This is a genomic window from Frigoribacterium sp. CFBP 8751 (assembly GCF_014841545.1).
Classification (GTDB): Bacteria; Actinomycetota; Actinomycetes; order Actinomycetales; family Microbacteriaceae; genus Frigoribacterium.
On sequence record NZ_JACYUB010000001.1, the window covers coordinates 928,799 to 945,661 of the forward strand.

16 protein-coding genes and 1 tRNA gene are annotated in these 16,863 nt (G+C 71.3%); 11 read left to right on the top strand and 6 right to left on the bottom strand.

Annotated features, from left to right (window positions below; translation table 11 throughout):
* Positions 1-40: 40 nt before the first annotated feature.
* From mscL to IFT88_RS04520, 3 genes are all read right to left on the bottom strand, one after another.
* Positions 41-535, bottom strand: coding sequence for a large conductance mechanosensitive channel protein MscL (gene mscL / locus IFT88_RS04510; RefSeq protein WP_137847320.1), 495 nt, complete (start codon positions 533-535; stop codon positions 41-43).
* Between the two features lie 95 nt (positions 536-630).
* Positions 631-1,059, bottom strand: a complete 429-nt coding sequence (locus tag IFT88_RS04515; RefSeq protein WP_192119090.1) for an FmdB family zinc ribbon protein — start codon at positions 1,057-1,059, stop codon at positions 631-633.
* Between the two features lie 26 nt (positions 1,060-1,085).
* The gene (locus IFT88_RS04520) at positions 1,086-1,664 is read right to left on the bottom strand and encodes a 5-formyltetrahydrofolate cyclo-ligase (protein ID WP_043596571.1); all 579 of its coding nucleotides are present in this window, start codon (positions 1,662-1,664) and stop codon (positions 1,086-1,088) included.
* Between the two features lie 48 nt (positions 1,665-1,712).
* Between IFT88_RS04520 and galU the strand changes: the two genes are divergently transcribed.
* The 7 genes from galU to IFT88_RS04555 all read left to right on the top strand — a co-directional run bounded on the left by galU (position 1,713) and on the right by IFT88_RS04555 (position 7,818).
* The gene (galU, locus tag IFT88_RS04525) at positions 1,713-2,627 is read left to right on the top strand and encodes a UTP--glucose-1-phosphate uridylyltransferase GalU (protein WP_369700709.1); all 915 of its coding nucleotides are present in this window, start codon (positions 1,713-1,715) and stop codon (positions 2,625-2,627) included.
* 16 nt (positions 2,628-2,643) lie between these two features.
* The gene (locus IFT88_RS04530) at positions 2,644-3,291 is read left to right on the top strand and encodes a GNAT family N-acetyltransferase (RefSeq protein WP_056229038.1); all 648 of its coding nucleotides are present in this window, start codon (positions 2,644-2,646) and stop codon (positions 3,289-3,291) included.
* A gap of 115 nt (positions 3,292-3,406) precedes the next feature.
* On the top strand, positions 3,407-4,459 hold the full coding sequence (locus IFT88_RS04535) for a hypothetical protein (RefSeq protein WP_192119092.1): 1,053 nt from the start codon (positions 3,407-3,409) through the stop codon (positions 4,457-4,459).
* Positions 4,460-4,526: 67 nt separating this feature from the next.
* Positions 4,527-4,602, top strand: a tRNA-Ala gene (locus tag IFT88_RS04540).
* A 217-nt stretch (positions 4,603-4,819) separates the two neighbouring features.
* Positions 4,820-5,023 carry a hypothetical protein gene (locus IFT88_RS04545; protein WP_043596564.1) on the top strand — a complete coding sequence of 68 codons (204 nt, stop codon included), beginning with the start codon at positions 4,820-4,822 and terminating at the stop codon, positions 5,021-5,023.
* A 130-nt stretch (positions 5,024-5,153) separates the two neighbouring features.
* Complete coding sequence (locus tag IFT88_RS04550; protein ID WP_043596562.1) at positions 5,154-6,119, top strand: DUF4190 domain-containing protein; 966 nt, start codon at positions 5,154-5,156, stop codon at positions 6,117-6,119.
* 100 nt (positions 6,120-6,219) lie between these two features.
* A complete protein-coding gene (locus IFT88_RS04555) occupies positions 6,220-7,818 on the top strand; it encodes a DUF7059 domain-containing protein (protein ID WP_446718817.1) in 1,599 nt (532 codons plus the stop codon).
* Between the two features lie 42 nt (positions 7,819-7,860).
* On the opposite strand, the gene IFT88_RS04560 is transcribed toward IFT88_RS04555, so the two are convergent.
* On the bottom strand, positions 7,861-8,451 hold the full coding sequence (locus IFT88_RS04560; protein WP_192119094.1) for a TetR/AcrR family transcriptional regulator: 591 nt from the start codon (positions 8,449-8,451) through the stop codon (positions 7,861-7,863).
* 77 nt (positions 8,452-8,528) lie between these two features.
* Between IFT88_RS04560 and IFT88_RS04565 the strand changes: the two genes are divergently transcribed.
* Positions 8,529-11,012, top strand: a complete 2,484-nt coding sequence (locus tag IFT88_RS04565; RefSeq protein ID WP_192119096.1) for a beta-glucosidase family protein — start codon at positions 8,529-8,531, stop codon at positions 11,010-11,012.
* A 78-nt stretch (positions 11,013-11,090) separates the two neighbouring features.
* On the opposite strand, the gene IFT88_RS04570 is transcribed toward IFT88_RS04565, so the two are convergent.
* Positions 11,091-11,993: an NAD-dependent epimerase/dehydratase family protein gene (locus tag IFT88_RS04570; protein WP_043596559.1), complete on the bottom strand. Its 903-nt coding sequence runs from the start codon at positions 11,991-11,993 to the stop codon at positions 11,091-11,093.
* A 259-nt stretch (positions 11,994-12,252) separates the two neighbouring features.
* Here IFT88_RS04570 and IFT88_RS04575 point away from each other — a divergent pair, with 259 nt between their 5' ends.
* The gene (locus IFT88_RS04575) at positions 12,253-12,435 is read left to right on the top strand and encodes a hypothetical protein (protein WP_056229048.1); all 183 of its coding nucleotides are present in this window, start codon (positions 12,253-12,255) and stop codon (positions 12,433-12,435) included.
* 20 nt (positions 12,436-12,455) lie between these two features.
* Here the strand turns inward: IFT88_RS04575 and IFT88_RS04580 are convergent, their stop codons facing one another.
* Positions 12,456-12,953, bottom strand: coding sequence for a flavin reductase family protein (locus IFT88_RS04580; RefSeq protein WP_137847911.1), 498 nt, complete (start codon positions 12,951-12,953; stop codon positions 12,456-12,458).
* A 505-nt stretch (positions 12,954-13,458) separates the two neighbouring features.
* Here IFT88_RS04580 and IFT88_RS04585 point away from each other — a divergent pair.
* Together IFT88_RS04585 and IFT88_RS04590 are read left to right on the top strand one after the other, a co-directional pair.
* Positions 13,459-16,029: a DEAD/DEAH box helicase gene (locus IFT88_RS04585; RefSeq protein ID WP_192119098.1), complete on the top strand. Its 2,571-nt coding sequence runs from the start codon at positions 13,459-13,461 to the stop codon at positions 16,027-16,029.
* 69 nt (positions 16,030-16,098) lie between these two features.
* Complete coding sequence (locus tag IFT88_RS04590) at positions 16,099-16,860, top strand: SDR family NAD(P)-dependent oxidoreductase (protein WP_043596555.1); 762 nt, start codon at positions 16,099-16,101, stop codon at positions 16,858-16,860.
* Positions 16,861-16,863: the final 3 nt, after the last annotated feature.

Genomic DNA, 16,863 nt, shown 5'->3' on the forward strand with positions numbered 1-16,863 from the left:
ACCCGCCACGAGATCTCGTGGCGGGTTCGTCGCGTCAGGCTCAGCGGCTGCCGAGCGGGCCGTTCTCGCTGTGCGGGTCGCGCGACTCGAGCACGGGTGCGGCGTGTGAGCCGCCGCCGACGGCCGGTGCGGCCTGGGCACGCAGCAGGTCGCGGATCTCGCTGAGCAGTTCGACGTCGGTCGGCGGGACGTCGGCCGGGGTCTCTTCCGCCTTCTGCTTGGCGAAGGTGCGCTTGAGCAGGTTGTTCACCGGCAACACGAGCACGAAGTAGACGACGGCCGCGATGATCAGGAACTGGATCGCGGACCCGATGACGGCGCCGAACTTCAGCTGGGCCTCGCCGCCGTCGAGCGTCGGGATGGTGACGATGAGCGCCTCGTCGAGCATGGTCGCGTTGAACGCGGCACCGATCAGCGGGTTGAACACGTTGGTCACGAGCGACGTCACGATGGCCGTGAAGGCCGCACCGATGACGACCGCGACGGCGAGGTCGATGACGTTGCCGCGCAGGATGAACTCTTTGAAACCCTTCACGGGCGACTCCTTCTGATCCGACGAGATGAGGTTCTCGACGTCCAGCAAACCACGGAGGCGCGCGCGGGTGATCCCGTCGGTCGCCTTCGGCGCGGTCAGGACGAGCGGGACGAACCGCCCGACGAGCTCGAACCGGACGAGCCGGAGCCCGACGAGCCGGAGCCGGACGAGCCGGAGCCCGACGAGCCGGAGCCCGACGAGCCGCTGCCGGACGAGGACGAACCCGACCCGCTGCCCGAGGTGCCCGACGAGGACGAGCCGCTCGCGCCTCCTGAGGTCTTCTCGGACGAGCCGGACGACGATCCCTTGTCGCCCGAGCCGGACGACCCCGAGCCCGACGTGCTCTTCGAGCGCGAGTCGGTGCGGTAGAAGCCCGACCCGTTGAAGGTCACGCCGACGGGGCTGAAGACCTTGCGCAGCTTGCCCTCGCAGACCGGGCAGACCGTGAGGGTGTCGTCGGTGAACGACTGCACGATGTCGAACGCGTTGTCGCACTCGGTGCAGCGGTACGAGTAGGTGGGCACGGAGGCGCTCCTGAGGGAAGGCGAGTCTAGAACTCGTGGATGCCGGAGGGGGTGACGACGCCGTCGACGGGCTGGTCGTGCCGCTCTCGGGGCACCGACTCGACGTACTCGGGGTCGAACACCACAGCATAGACGGGCGGGCGGCGCTCCATCGAGCCGAGGGTCTTGTCGAAGTAGCCCCGGCCCCAGCCCATGCGCATGCCGCCGTGGTCGATCGACGCCGCGGGCACGACGATCAGGTCGACGTCGTTGACCGCCATCGGGCTGAGCACCTCGCCGACGGGCTCGGGCAGGTCGAAGAGGCCGCGGGTCTCGCTCTCGCCGTCGCCCACCGCCCAGTCGAGCAGGCCGTCGGCCCGGGTGATCGGGAACAGCACCCGGACGCCGTTCGCGAAGGCCCAGTTGAGGAACGGTCGCGTGTTCGGTTCGACGTCGGTCGACAGGTAGGCCGCGATCGAGCGCACCGACAGACCCGTGGCGAGGTCGGTGAGGTGCCGGGTGATGCCCTCGGTGGCCTGGTCCCTCTCGTGTGCACCCAGGGTGCGACGCTTCTGGCGGATCTCGGCTCGCAGGGCGCGTTTGGCGTTGCCGACGTCGTCAGTCATGACGACGAGCTTAACCGTCCGACTATTAACCTCCGCGAAACGTCGGGGATGGATACGCTGACCCGCATGGGCTTCACGATTTCTAAAGCAGTCATTCCCGCCGCGGGCCTGGGGACACGATTCCTGCCCGCCACGAAAGCAATGCCGAAGGAGATGCTGCCGGTCGTCGACAAGCCGGCGATCCAGTACGTCGTCGAAGAGGCCGTCAACGCCGGCCTCACCGACGTCCTGATGATCACGGGCCGCAACAAGAACGCGCTCGAGAACCACTTCGACCACGTCAGCGAGCTCGAAGAGACGCTGAAGAAGAAGGGCGACCACGACAAGCTCGCCAAGGTCAACCAGTCGACCGACCTCGCCGACATGCACTACGTGCGTCAGGGCGACCCGCTCGGCCTCGGCCACGCGGTGCTCCGCGCCAAGATGCACGTCGGGCGCGAGCCGTTCGCCGTCCTGCTCGGTGACGACATCATCGACGCCCGCGACCCGCTGCTCACGCGCATGGTCGAGGTGCAGGGGCAGAAGAACGCCACCGTCATCGCCCTGCTCGAGGTCGACCCCTCGCAGACCCACCTCTACGGCATCGCCACGGTCGAGAAGACCGACGAGGACGACGTCGTCAAGGTCACCGGCCTCGTCGAGAAGCCGGCACAGGGCGAGTCGCCCTCGAACCTGGCGATCATCGGCCGCTACGTCATCCGCCCCGAGGTCTTCGACGTCCTCGAGAAGCAGGAGCCGGGCAAGGGCGGCGAGATCCAGCTGACCGACGCCCTGATGAAGATGGCCGGCGCCGAAGAGTGGACCGGCGGCGTGTACGGCGTCGTGTTCCGTGGCCGTCGCTACGACACCGGTGACAAGCTCGACTACATCAAGGCCATCGTGCAGCTCGCCTCCGACCGGGACGACATCGGTGGCGAACTGCGCCCGTGGTTGCAAGAGTTCACCGCCGGGCTCGAGAAGTAAGCAGGCGACACGTTCCGTGACGAACATCCCCACGCTGACGGAGGGGGCGGTGACCATCCGCCCCCTCCGTCTCCGTGACACCCGCGACCTCGACCAGGCCCTGATGGAGAACAGGTCGTGGCTGCGGCAGTGGGAGGCCACCAACCCGAACGGCTTCACCAGCCACGACGTGCGCGGCAGCATCCGGTCGCTGCAGACCAACGCCCGGGCGGGGCTCGGTCTGCCCTTCGCCATCGAGCTCGACGGCCGGTTCGTCGGCCAGCTCAACGTCTCGGGCATCGCCTACGGCTCGCTCGGCTCGGCCACCATCGGCTACTGGGTGACCCAGGCGGCGGCGGGCCACAACGCGACGCCGATCGCGGTGGCCCTCGCGACCGACCACTGCTTCCGGGCGCTGGGGCTCCACCGCATGGAGATCTGCATCCGGCCCGAGAACGCCCCCAGCCTGCGCGTCGTCGAGAAGCTGGGCTTCCGCTACGAGGGTCTGCGGCGGCGGTACATCCACATCAACGGGTCGTGGCGCGACCACTTCTGCTTCGCGTTGGTCGCCGAAGAGGTGCCCGAGGGGGTCCTGCGTCGCTGGACCACGGGAACCGTGCCGGTCGGGCAGGGCAGCGTGCCGGCCGACGCCCTGGCCGAGGCCGGACGCACGCTGCCGCTGTAGCGACTCCGCCCGCTCGGGTCCTCCGTCGGGCCGCGAAGCGGATCCGTCCCGCGACACGCGGACACACCTGTCGATCAGCGGCCTCCGGGGCCCGCCCGCTCATACCTTGGTCACCATGAACATCGAGTCGTGGGGTGGAGGCGTCGTCCTCGCTCTCGTCGCCGCGCTCTGGCTCGTCTACCTCGTGCCCACCTGGCAGCGTCGACGCGAGTACCTCGCGACCGAACGCAACGCCGTGCGGCTGCAGCAGACCCTGCGCATCCTCGCCCAGACGGCCGAGGTCCCCGACGAGGTGCGCATCGAGGCGAACGCCCGCTCGGTCGCCGACGCGCAGAAGATCCTGCGACACGAGGAGGCGCGGCGCGAGGCCCTGAGGCGTGCGCACGAGGCGGCGCGGCAGCGTGCCGTCACCCGCGAGCTCGCCGCGGCCGCCCCCGTGCTGCGGGCCGCCGACCGCGATCCCGCCCTCGCCGCCCGTCGGCTCCGGCGCTCGCGCCTGGTCTCGACCGTGGTGCTCGCCGTCAGCGTCGTCGCCGTCGTCGGCGGCGTCGCCGCGGGTCTGACGTCGTCGTGGGTGGTGGTCGTCGCCGGCCTCGTCTTCGGTGCCGGCGCGGTCGCGATGCTGACGCAGCTGGCCGCCGTGTCGCGTGCGCGCGCTCGCCGGGCGGTCGTCGCACCCGTGGCGCAGCCGCTGAAGGACTTCTCGGGCGTCATGGGCGACGGTGTCGTCGTCCGCGACGACGAGGCCTCGGCCGAGTCCCGGCTGTGGACGCCCGTGCCCGTCCCGAAGCCCCTCTACCTGCGACGCGGGCGACAGCGTCCCGCCCCCGCCACGTCGGCGGACGCCGCGTCGGCGGAGGACGCGGCAGCCGTGATGCAGCAGGACTCCCGGCGCTCGGTCGAGTCGCTGCGTTCCGCGCAGCACGACGCCCTGCGCGAGGCCGCCCGGGCCGAGGCCGCGCTGCAGTCGACGCGACGCGCGTCCGTGGCCCGCACCGCGCCTCCTGCCCCCGTCGCGGCTCCCGCCGTCCCCGCCGAGGAGGCGCGGGTCGAGCCGGTCGCACCCCCTCGCCCCCCGAGTCGCTTCGCCCGCATGGGCATCATCGACGACCTGCCGCAGTCGGACTTCTCGCTCGACGAGGCGCTGCAGCGCCGTCGCGCCGTCTGACCCCCGGAGCGCCCGGCCCGGGTTCTTCCGGTGGTCGACGAGGTGCTATCGTGGCAGAGCAGTTTCTGGGGCTATGGCGCAGTTGGTAGCGCGTCTCGTTCGCAATGAGAAGGTCAGGGGTTCGAATCCCCTTAGCTCCACCACATCAGGCCCGGGTCGATCACGACCCGGGCCTTTCTCGTGCCGGCTGCCGCCGAGACCCCACGATCTCGCCGAGACCCCACGACCTCGCCGAGACCCCGTGACGCGTCCGGTGGTCTCGGCGACTTCCTGGGGTCTCGCCTCGGCGCCGCGGCCCGCGACCTGATGTATCCGCTGTGAGCGGGCGCGGCAGGGGCGGGGCGGTCGTAGCATCCGGGCATGTCCCTCGCAGTCAGCATCGTGCAGCACGACGAACACGATCACCCCGTCTGGTACCTGCAGTACTCGTACGCCCGCGCCCTGCCCGGCGCGCCGGCCCGGGGGCCGTACCACTCCCGATCCGAGGCCGAGGAGGCGCTGCACCACCTGCGCGACGCAGCCCACATGTACGGCGAGTTCGAGATCTCGGTGCTGCCGGCCTGATCGACCCTGAGGGGCGCGTGACCGCCGAGAGGTTGCGCAGGGTGAATCAAATACGACAGATCGGTAACGAAAACCGGTCGCACAGCCTGTTCGGCCCGTCGGATCCCCGAAGTCACGACATGCTTGCCTCATGAGCACTCCGCAGCCGCCCTACGGTTCGTCCGACGAACCCCGTGACCCCCGCGACGAGAACGGACGCGGCGACCAGACGCCTCCTCCGTCGGCACCCGTGCCTCCGCAGCCGACGTACGGCACGACGCCCCCGCCGAGTGCACCCCAGCCTGCCTACGGTGCCCCGCAGCAGCCCTACGGTGGGCAGTCGCAGCAGCCGTACGGCGGCCAGCAGGCGCCCTACGGTGCCGCCCCGACCGGAGCTCCGGCCTACGGCGCGCCCCCGCAGTCGCCGCAGGGCGGCAACGGGCTCGGCATCGCGTCGATCGTCGTCGGTGGCGTCGGGCTGTTGCTGTCGTTCATCGGGTTCGGCGTGATCCTCGCGATCGTCGGCCTCGTGCTCGGCATCATCGCGCTCGTGAAGAAGAAGGGCGCGCGCATGCTCGCCCTGATCGGCACCATCGTGTCGGGCCTCGGCGTGCTCATCGGCCTCGCCGTCGTGATCGTCGGACTCGTCATCGGGCTCGCCTCCGTCCAGGCCGTCAACGACTCCCTGCCCACGAGCGGCTCGATCGACTCGGGTGACTCCGGTTCGGCCGACAGCGACGCCTCGGCCGAGAACAACGCCTTCGGCGACACCTTCACCTACGACGACGGCGTCGCCGTGACGGTCTCGGCCCCCGAGGCGTACACGCCCGGCGAGTACTCGAGCGGCGCCGACCAGGCGGCCTCCGTGGTCTTCACGGTGACGATCGAGAACGGCACCGACGCGAACTTCGAGCCGATGCCCTACGAGACGGCCACCTCGGGCGGCGTCGAGGCCAGCAAGGTCTACGACTCCGACATCGAGAGCTCGCCCACGACGGTCGTCCCGGCCGGCCAGACCATCACCTACCGCATCGTGTTCTCGGTGGCCGACGCCGACCAGATCGTCTTCCAGATGTCGCCGTCGTTCGACTACGACGACGTGGTCTTCACCAGCTGACCCGTCCCGCGTCCACCGGCCGGAGCCCCCGTCGTCCCACGACGGGGGCTCCGTGGCGTCCCGGTGACCGGCGCCGCGCCTCCTGCACCATGATGGTCGGGTGCCTCCGACGACCCCCACCGACGACTCGACGCCCCACCTCTCGATCGATCCCGAGGCGCTCGCACGGCTGAGGGCCGACCTGGCGTCGTCCGGGTTCACGGTCGAGCGGCTGCAGGGAGCCGACGCCTGGGGTTCGCAGGCCGGTGCCGCACTCTTCCGCGGCGAGCGGGTCGCCGCCCGTCGTGCCCTCGCCCGCAGTGCCGCGCGCGACGAGTCGCTGCGTCCGGCCGCCACGCTCGCGTCGCTGTTCGTGCTCGGCTACCCGCAGGACGTCGACGCGGTCGTCGACGCCTTGCCGACCATCGGCGTCGAAGGTGCGGCCGCCCTCGGGCTCGTGGCGAGCGAGGGCGACTCGGTCCGTGCGCTCGTCGACCTCCGCCCGTACGCCTTCGTCGACGCCTCGGGCGAGGCGAGCTGGTGGATCGCCTCCGACCTCGGCGAGCTCGTCGTCGAGGGGGCTCTACGAGAGGACCACGTGCTCGGCGTCGGGGGAGCCTCGGCCACGCTCGCCGGCCTGATGATCTCGCGCCAGGTCGACCGGGCGCTCGACCTCGGCACGGGCTGTGGCATCCAGGCCCTCCACGCGGCCCGGCACGCGCGGCACGTCGTGGCCACCGACATCTCGCAGCGCGCCCTCGACTACGCCGCGTTCAACGCCGCGCTCAACCTGGTCGACGGCATCGAGCTGCGCCTCGGCAGCCTGTTCGAGCCCGTCGCCGGCGAGGCCTTCGACCACATCGTCTCGAACCCGCCGTTCGTCATCACGCCGCGGGCCGAGGGCGTGCCCGAGTACGAGTACCGCGACGGCGGCATGGTCGGCGACGACCTCGTCGCCTCGGTCGTCGAGGGCCTCGGGCGCCACCTCGCACCGGGCGGCGTCGCCCAGCTGCTGGGCAACTGGGAGTCCGGAGGCGCGGGTGCGGTCGCCGGCAAGAAGGGGGCGTACTCGGTCGCCGACTGGGCGGCCCGTGGTGGCGTGCCCGTCGACGTCTGGGTCGTCGAGCGCGAGGTGCAGGACCCGACCGCGTACTCCGAGACCTGGATCCGAGACGGCGGCACCCGTCCCGGCTCCGCGGACTTCGAGCGCCTCTATGAGGCGTGGCTCGGCGACTTCGAGGCCCGCAGCGTCGTCGAGGTCGGCTTCGGCTACCTGACGGTGCGGCGGCCCGTGGACGACGCGAGCCGGCCCGTGGTGCGCACGGAGCGCCTCCTGGGCGGTCTCGGTCAGAACGACGTCGGTCTCGGCGCCCACCTGCTCGGCACGCTCGACGCGATCGAGCTGCTGCGCGACCTCGACGACGAGCAGCTGGCCGCGCGCCGACTGGTCGTCGCGGGGGACGTCACCGAGGAGCGACACTACTGGCCCGGCAACGACGACCCCACGGTCATCTCGTTGAGACAGGGCGGCGGCTTCGCCCGGACGGTCGACTCGGGCACGGCCCTGTCGGCGCTGGTCGGCGCCTGCGACGGCGAGCTCAGCGTCGGCGCGATCGTCGGCGCTCTCGCCCAGCTGCTCGGGGCGGACGAGGCCGCGTTGCGGTCGGAGCTGTTGCCGCAGGTCCGCGAACTGGTGACGACGGGCATGCTGCGGGCCTGAGTCGGTCGGGCGTGTGCCGTCCCGGGCGCCGGCCGGACGGGGTCAGGCCGGGGTCGCCACCGCGGCCAGCGCCAGGCGCCAGACGAGTTCGACGTGTTCGGCCATGTCGGTGGCGGGGTCGAGCATCCACTGGATCTGCATGCCGTCGCTGACCGCGAGCAGCACGGTCGCGAGGCGGGTGGGGTCGACGCCCGACGGCACATCTCCCCGCTCCTGTCGGAGCGTGATCGCCGCGGCGACCTGGGCTCGGATCGACGCGTACCGCTCGACGAAGTACGCGTGGGCGGCGTGGCTCGGGTCGCTCGTCGCGGCCGTCGACATGCTGGCGAACAGCTGGACCAGCCCGGGCACGTCGGCGTTGTGCCGGATGACGGTGATCAACTGCTCGACGATGTCCGCGTGGGGGTCGGCGAGGGCGAGGTCGACCTCGTCGCGTCGACGGAGGATGGCCGTGAACAGCTCGTCCTTGCTGTCGAAGTAGTGCAGCAGCCCGGCCTGGCTGAGGCCGACCGAGTCGGCGAGTTCCTTCACCGACGTGCCGCGGAAGCCGTTGCGGGCGACCACGTCGAGCGCCGTGTCGAGGATCTCCGTCCGCTTGGCCACACCCTTCGCGTACGAACCCCGTTGTGCCATGCGGTCAGGCTAGCGCGACCGTCACGGGTCCGCCCCGAAACCCACCGTCGCTCGGTTTTCGCTGGTAGCGTCACGTCATGACCCTCCACAGCGACGGCGACGCGGCCGACGACCATACACGACACGACCAGGCACGACTCACCGAGCTCCTCAGGCGGCTCACCCTCGACGAGAAGGTGCAGCTGCTCACCGGCCGCGACTTCTGGACGACCCACCCGAACGACAAGATCGGCCTGCGGCGCATCCTGGTCAGCGACGGCCCCAGCGGGGTGCGCGGCGAGGTGTGGGACGAACGCTCGCCGTCTCTGAACCTGCCCAGCGCCTCCTCCTTGTCGTCGTCCTGGGACCCCGACCTGGCCCGCCGCTACGGTGCCGCGGCCGCCGTCGAGGCGCGCCGGAAGGGCGTCGACGTCGTGCTCGGCCCGACCATCAACCTGCACCGGTCGCCCCTCGGCGGTCGGCACTTCGAGGCGTTCAGCGAGGACCCCGTGCTCACCGCCGAGCTCGCCGCGGCGTACGTCCACGGCGTGCAGGACAACGGCGTCGGCGCGACGCCCAAGCACTACGTCGCCAACGACTACGAGACCGACCGCTTCACCGCGAGCACCGTGGTGGGCGACCGGGCCCTGCGCGAGCTCTACCTGCTGGCGTTCGAGAAGGCCGTCACCGAGGCGCACGCCTGGCTGGTCATGTCGTCGTACAACTCGATCAACGGCGTCACGGCGACCGAGAACGAGCTGCTCGAGACCCCGCTGAACAGCGAGTGGGGCTTCGACGGCGTCGTGGTCAGCGACTGGACGGGCGTCCGCAGCGTCGAGAGCGCGAAGCACTCGCAAGACCTGGTGATGCCCGGCCCGGACGGCCCCTGGGGCGACGCCCTCGTCGCCGCCGTGCGCGCGGGCGAGGTGTCCGAGGACGCGATCGACCGCAAGGTGCTGCGCCTGCTGCAGCTCGCCGCCCGCGTCGGCGCCCTCGAGGGCTTCGAGCCCGTGGCCGCGACGCCGACCACCGTCGAGGACGGCATCGCGTTCGTCCGCGAGGCCGCGGCCGCCGGCACCGTCCTGGCCCACGACCGAGGAGGCGCGGTGCCGGTCGACCCCTCGACCGTCCGGTCGATCGCGGTCGTCGGCCACAACGCCCGCTTCGCCCGCACCCAGGGCGGCGGCAGCGCCACCGTGCTGCCCGAGAAGGTCGTCACGCCCGTCGAGGGCATCGAGGAGGCCTTCCCCGACGCGGCCGTGACGTACTCGGTCGGTGCCGTCGTGCAAGAAGGGGTGGCCGAGCTGCCCCTCGACCGCATCACCAACCCCGAGACGGGCGAACCCGGCGTGCGCGTGTCGTTCCGCTCGGGCGACGACGAACTGTTCGCCGAGGACCGCAGGGCCACCGCGCTCGTCTGGTTCGGTGGCGACGCACCCGTCGAGCGCAGCGACACCGTGCGGTTCTCGACCCGGTACACGCCCGAGGTCACGGGCGAGATCCTGCTCGGCGTGGCCTCGGTCGGCCACTCGGTCATCCGGGTCGACGGCGAGGTCGTGCTCGACGGCACGAGCGAGGCCGTCGGCGACGACCTCGGTGCGGCGTTCCTCGCGCCGCCGTCGCAGTCGGCCGCCGTGGCGGTCGTCGAGGGGCGGCCGATCGACGTCGTCGTCGACCACACCATCGGGGCGAGCGCACTCGGCGGAGCCCTGAGCTACACCTTCGGCATCGAGCCCGACGACGGCGACCCGGCCGGGCTGATCGACGAGGCCGTCGCGGCCGCGGCGGCCGCCGACCTGACGATCGTCGTGGTGGGCACGAACAGCAAGGTCGAGTCCGAGGGTTTCGACCGCACCTCGCTCGGCCTGCCCGGCCGTCAGGACGAGCTCGTCTCGCGCGTGGCCGCGGCCGCCGCGACGACGGTCGTCGTCGTCAACGCGGGCTCGCCGGTCACCATGCCCTGGCGTGACGAGGTCGACGCGCTCTTCCTCACCTGGTTCGGCGGTCAGGAGTACGGCCACGCGCTCGGCGACGTCCTCACCGGTGCCGTCGAGCCCGGCGGCCGCCTCCCCACGACCTGGCCCGCCACCCAGGCGGACGTGCCCGTCATCGACGTCACCCCCGTCGACGGCGAGGTCGTCTACGACGAGGGCATCCACATCGGCTACCGCGCCTGGCTCAAGGCCGGGACGACGCCGGCCTACCCGTTCGGGCACGGTCTCGGCTACACGACCTGGTCGCTGTCGGGCCTCGACACGACCCCGTCGGTCACCGCGGGAGGCGCGGTGCAGGTGGCCGTCGACGTCGCCAACACGGGCGCTCGCGAGGGCAAGCACGTGGTCCAGGTCTACGCCTCGCGCCCCGACTCCGTGGTCGACCGTCCGGTGCTCTGGCTGGTCGCATTCGCGCCGGTCGTCGTGCCGGCCGGGGGGACGAGCCGTGTCGAGGTGACCGTCCCGGCCCGGGCCTTCGCCGATTGGCGCGACGGGTCCTGGGCCCACGAGCCGGGTGCGTTCACGCTGCACGTCGGCTCGTCGGTGGCCGAGCTGCCGCTCGAGGCGACGGTGGTGCTCGAGGGGTGAGGCGCGCCCCGTGACGCGACCCGCGCCTCCTGGTCCGGGGGATCAGGAGGCGCGGGTCGGCGGTGCGGGCGGCGAGCGTCAGCCGCGGTGGTTGCCCGTGCGCTCGCCCCACTCGCGCCACGAGAACTCGGGCACGAAGCCGAGCAGGTCGCGGGCCTTGTCGCTGCTGAGCAGCGGCTCGACGCCCTCGACGGCCCGGCGCTTCTCGACCTGCGGCCAGTACTGCTCGGCGAGCACGGCCGTCGGCGTGTTCATCACGGTGTCGGACGCCGCGATGATGAACGCCTCGAAGCCGACGAGGTCGCTCTCGAGCGCCTTCCGCACGGCCTGGGCGCCGTCGCGGGCGTCGATGTACGAGAACAGGTTGAAGGTGCGCTTCTCGGGCGTCTCGTCGAAGGGGTACTCCGAGTAGTCGCCGTCGTCCATCACGTTCGAGAACCGCAGGCCGATCAGCTTGAGCTGACGGTCCCAGCGCGTGAAGTGCCGCGCCATCTCTTCCTCGACGGCCTTGCCGAGCGAGTACGACGACTCGGGTCGCACGGGGTACTCCTCGTCGAGCGGCAGGTAGGGCGGGTCGATGTCGAACGGGATGCCCAGCAGGGTCTCGCTCGAGGCCCAGACCACGTTGCGGATCTTCGCGGCGCGGGCGGCGGCGAACACGTTGTAGCTGGAGGTCACGTTGTTCGTGAAGAGGGCGGCGTTCGGCACGAGGCCCGGGGCCGGGATCGCGCCGAGGTGCACGACGGCGTCGATGTGGTCGTACCGGTCGTCGACGCTCGTGAGGGCCTGGGCGACCTGGCCGTAGTCGGTCAGGTCGACCTTGACGAAGACGACGCCCTCGACGGGGTCGGGGCTGGGCACGCGGTCGAGCAGGACGACCTCGTAGCCGTGCTCGGCGAGGTCGCGCACGACGGCACGGCCGAGCTTGCCGCTGCCGCCGGTGACGGCGACACGGGTGGTGGGGGTGCGGGGAGACGACATCGTCGGCCCTTTCTGCCGGGCGCCCGGCGGGTCTGGAGGTGCGGGGATGGGGCTGCGCGCCTCCCTCGTTTCTACTAGTCGGCGGCCGTCCGTGGTCGGACGCGGGTGGTCGGCTCGACTGTCTCCCGACTCCCTCCCGACTCCCTCTCGACTCCCGGGAGGCGCGGTGCCGGTCCCGACGCGCTGGGAGCCGTCTCGGAGGTGCCGGGGTAGGTTCGGGCGCACCGGGGTCGAGCGTCGGCCCCCGAGAGAGGCCCCCATGAGCACGCCCACGAACCCCGCTGACCACGACGCCGACGCGCGCACCGACCCGGCCGCCGTTCACGGCGACAGCCCCGACGAGGTCGAGTTGAACGGCGAGTCCCCGGCCGACGAGGCCGCCGTCGAAGGCGCCGTCGACCAGGTCGACGGTCTGCTCGGAGGCCCTGGGCGCATCGCCTGAGCCGTCGGCCCCTCGGCCCGTCAGCCGATCGGCTGCAACGAGTGGAAGGCGGTGCCGTGGTAGACGAGCGGTGCCGCCGTGTCGTCGACCTCGGCACCGAGCACCTGCAAGATGACGACCACGTGGTCTCCGGCCGGCACCTCGCGGTGCACGACGCACTCGAGCCGCAACGGGGTGCCCGACACCAGGACGGCCCCGTCGTCGGTGACGACGTGGTCGACGTCGGCGAAGCGGGCGGCCCGGGTGCGAGACGAGAGCTGGCGACAGAGCAGACCCTGGTCGGCGGCGAGCACCGAGACGCCGAGGCTCGGTGCCGTGCGCAGGCGGGCCCACGTCGCCGAGTCCTGACGTGCGGCGAAGGTCACCATCGGCGGGTCGAAGGACGCCCCGACCGTGAAGCTCGAGACGACCATGCCGTCCGGGCCGTCGATCCCGGTGGCGGCGAGCGCGGCGACCCCGCTCGGGAAGGCGGCGAACGCCGAGCGTTCGACCGGGGCGAGCGACGTGGTGCGGGTCATCGGGGCTCCCGTCGTGAGATGTGAACCAAGTGGTTCATCCGCGACCGTAGCCGTCGGGTGTTTCATCCGGATTACGAGGTCTTCCAATCACCTGGAAGTCACCCACCCCCGCGGGGGCTGTCCGAGGTACGGTGTAGTGCGCTCACCGGCTGGTTACCGGGGCGCCCGTTCCCGACAAGCGGCCGTCGAACGCAGCGTGGTCTCCTGATCCGACTTCGTGAGGTTCTCGGCCGTGGGTCCGGTGGGCACGCCCTGGTCCGAGTTCTGCTCGTCGACCGGGGCGTGCCCTCTTCTCGTGCCTGTTCCCTGCCGTCGTCGTGGAGCGCGCCTCCTCCGGGTCGCGCACCGCGCCTCCTCGTGATTTACTTGAGATCCCCTCACCTCGTGGAGGTTCAGGGCACGAGGCAGGGGGCCGGTCGCGGGGGCGCCGTCCCGCCCCCGCGGCCGGACGACCCGCCTGTGATCGTCGCCGGCGGCCCGGTCGATGGTGCAGGGTTGACTCATCATGTCGCCCGCTCCCGTCGCCCCCCTCGCCGCCCTGCTCCCGTCGACGCCGGGCGCCGGTTCGTACGACGCCGACACGGCGTACACGGCCTTCGCCGAGTGGGCCGAGTCGCGCGGGCTGCCCCTCTACCCGGCGCAGGACGAAGCGATGATGGAGCTCGTCGGAGGCGCGTCGGTGATCCTCAGCACGCCGACGGGCACCGGCAAGTCGCTCGTCGCGGCCGGCGCCCACTTCGTCGCCCTGAGCCAGGGTGGACGGTCGTACTACACGGCCCCGATCAAGGCGCTGGTCAGCGAGAAGTTCTTCGCGTTGGTCGAGCTCTTCGGGCCCGAGAACGTCGGCATGGTGACCGGCGACTCGTCGGTGAACGCCGACGCGCCGATCATCTGCTGTACCGCCGAGATCCTCGCGAACCTGGCTCTGCGGCACGGGGCCGACGCGGACGTCGACCAGGTCGTCATGGACGAGTTCCACTTCTACGGCGACCAGTCGCGCGGGTGGGCCTGGCAGGTGCCGCTCTTGTTGCTGCCGCGCGCGCAGTTCCTGCTGATGTCGGCGACCCTCGGCGACGTCACCCGCATCACGGACGACCTCGCGCGGCGCACGGGGCGGCCCGTCGCGCGGGTCACCGGCGTCGAGCGTCCCGTGCCGCTGCACTACTTCTACGCGCAGACACCCGTGCAGGAGACGGTCGAAGAGCTGCTCTCGACGGGCGAGGCCCCCGTCTACGTCGTCCACTTCTCGCAGGCCGCGGCGCTCGAGCGGGCGCAGGCGCTCTCGAGCATCAAGGTCGCCAGCCGTGAGCAACGGGACGAGATCGCCGAGCTGATCGGCGGGTTCCGGTTCAGCACGGGCTTCGGCAAGACGCTGAACCGTCTCGTGCGTTCGGGCATCGGCGTGCACCACGCGGGCATGCTGCCCAAGTACCGTCGCCTGGTCGAGCAACTCGCGCAACGCGGCCTGCTGCGGGTCATCTGCGGCACCGACACCCTCGGCGTCGGCATCAACGTCCCGATCCGCACGGTGCTGTTGACGGCGCTGACCAAGTTCGACGGCACCCGCATGCGTCAGTTGAGCGCACGCGAGTTCCACCAGATCGCCGGACGGGCCGGTCGCGCGGGCTACGACACGTCGGGCACGGTCACCCTGCAGGCACCCGAGCACGAGATCGACAACCTCAAGCAGATCGAGCGGGCGGGCGACGACCCGAAGAAGAAGCGCAAGATCGTCCGCAAGAAGGCGCCCGACGGGTTCGTGTCCTGGGGTGAGCCCAGCTTCACCAAGCTGATCGCCGCCGAGCCCGAGGCCCTGACCTCGCACATGCAGGTCACCCACGCCATGCTGCTCAACGTCATCGGGCGCGGCGGCGACGTCTTCGCGAACGTGCGCTCCTTGGTCTTCGACAACCACGAGCCGCTCGCCAAGCAGTACGCGATGGCGCGGCAGGCCATCTCGATCTACCGCACGCTGCGCACCGCCGAGGTCGTCGTGCAAGAGGCCTCGCCCGACGGGGGAGCCCCGACCATCCGCCTGACGGTCGACCTGCAGGCGAACTTCGCCCTGAACCAGCCGTTGTCGCCCTTCGCCCTGGCGACCTTCGAGGTGCTCGACGTCGAGTCGCCCACCTACGCGCTCGACATGGTCTCGGTGGTCGAGGCGACGCTCGACGACCCGCGGCCGATCCTGTCGCAACAGCAGTTCAAGGCCCGGGGCGAGGCCGTGGCCGCGATGAAGTCCGAGGGCATCGAGTACGACCAGCGCATGGAACTGCTCGAGGAGGTCACCTGGCCCAAGCCGCTCGACGAGTTGCTGACGGCCCTGTTCGAGACGTACGCGGCCTCCCAGCCCTGGATCGGCGACTTCGCGCTCAGCCCCAAGTCGGTCGTGCGCGACCTGTACGAGCGCGCGATGACCTTCGGCGACTTCGTGAACTTCTACGGGCTGGCCCGCTCCGAGGGCCTCGTGCTGCGCTACCTGTCGGACGCCTTCCGCGCCCTGCGCCAGACCGTGCCCGACGAGGCGAAGACCGACGAGCTGGTCGACGTCATCGAGTGGCTCGGTGAACTCGTGCGGCAGGTCGACTCGAGCCTGCTCGACGAGTGGGAAGAGATGGTGAACCCGCGCGAGGTCGAGGCCCACGACGAGATCGTGCCTCCGACGCTGCGCAACCTCACCGCCAACGCCCGGGCGTTCCGCATCATGGTGCGCAACGAGCTGTTCCGTCGCGTCGAACTCGCCGCCCGGGACGACGCGGACGCCCTGGGCGCCCTCGACGCGGGCTCGGGCTGGGACGCCGACCGCTGGGGCGAGGCCCTCGACCGGTACTACGACGAGTACGACTCCATCGGCACGGACGCCGAGGCCCGGGGGCCGCAGATGCTGCAGGTCGAGCAGCTGCCCACGGTGTGGCGGGTGCGGCAGATCCTGGCCGATCCCGAGGGCGACCACGACTTCGGCATCTCGGCCGTCGTCGACCTCGCCTCGAGCGACGAGCGGGGCGAGGCCGTCGTGACGGTCACGGCCGTCGGGCAGGCCTCCGAACGGAGCCGACCGTCACCCGTCGAGGGGTAATCTCGTAGGGTCCTGCCCCACCCCGGCAGCCGACCAGCTCCACCCGCGTTCCACCACGAAGAGGTCGCCATGTCTCGTCTGTCCGGCAAAGTCGCCATCGTCACCGGGGCAGCCTCGGGCATCGGCGAGGCGATCGTCCGTCGGTTCGCCGACGAGGGGGCCCGGGTCGTCGCGACCGACATCGTCGACGGGGCGGCCGTGGCGGCCGAGACGGGGGCCGAGTTCGTGCAGCACGACGTCGCCAACGGCGGCGACTGGAAGCGTGTCATGGACCGCATCGCCGAGCACTACGGTCGACTCGACGTCCTGGTGAACAACGCCGGCATCGTCTCGGGCCAGTCGATCGACGTCACCCAGCTCGAGAGCTGGAACCGCGTCTTCGCGGTCAACGTCACCGGCGTCATGCTCGGCACCCGCTTCGCCATCGAGCAGATGCGCGCGAACCCCGACGGCGAGGGCGGGTCGATCATCAACCTGGCCCCGGCGACGTCCTTCCTCGGCTTCGGCGACGACGCGGCCTACACGGCGAGCAAGCACGCCCTGGTCGGTCTCACCCGGTCGAGTGCCGCCCACGCCGCCCAAGAGGGCTGGAACATCCGCATCAACTCGCTGCACCCCGGCCCGACCGACACCGCACTGTTCCGCCGCCAGGTCGAGGCCCAGCCGCAGGTGCTCGACGCGTTCCGCGCGATGAGCCCGCGGGGTCGACTCGCCAAGCCCGACGAGGTCGCCGGGCTCGCCCTGCACCTCGCGAGCGACGATTCGGCCTTCTCGACGGGCGCGCAGTTCGTCGTCGACGGCGGACTGTCGAGCACGCACCCCTCGATGTAGCTG